The following is a 483-nucleotide window of genomic DNA, read 5'->3' on the forward strand; positions in this document are numbered from 1 at the left end:
GCGTACCATCAAGCCGGATGAACAATGCTTGCGGCTCACTAACGCCGAGACGTCCGAGGATCTCGTGACGCGCGTGAAGGTATTGACGCAACTCTCGCGCGAGGTCCGGGCGAAATGGAATGATACGTGATCGTCCCTTGCTGTGCGTGATCAGGAACGTACCGCGCTTTAGATCCACGTCATCCATTCGCAGGCGGACTGCTTCGCCCAGTCGCAGGCCGGTACAGTACAGCACCAGCATTAACGTGCGCAGCATCGGTGCCCAGATCCATCGACCATGATGGCTGCTCGCCACCCGCAGCATCCGGGTCACTTCATCGTGCGAAAAAATGTAGGGAATATAGTGCGATTCCTTGACCGGTGCGAGCGCATGCTCGGGCACATACCCGGATGGATCCTCTCGACGTCGATACAGGCAAAGCTGCCGTACTACGCCGAATTCCAGCCCCACCGTGACCGGCTTACGGCCGGTTATGCGCGACA

At 58.8% G+C, this 483-nt stretch carries 1 protein-coding gene; it reads right to left on the reverse strand.

Translation table 11 applies throughout. The annotated features are described in order from the left end of the window. On the reverse strand, positions 1 to 483 hold a 483-nt coding region (locus tag ACLFKU_RS44065; protein ID WP_410853433.1), incomplete at both ends, for a tyrosine-type recombinase/integrase.

Origin of the sequence: Paraburkholderia sp. EG304 (assembly GCF_046543485.1) — a bacterium.
GTDB classification, from domain to species: domain Bacteria; phylum Pseudomonadota; class Gammaproteobacteria; order Burkholderiales; family Burkholderiaceae; genus Paraburkholderia; species Paraburkholderia youngii.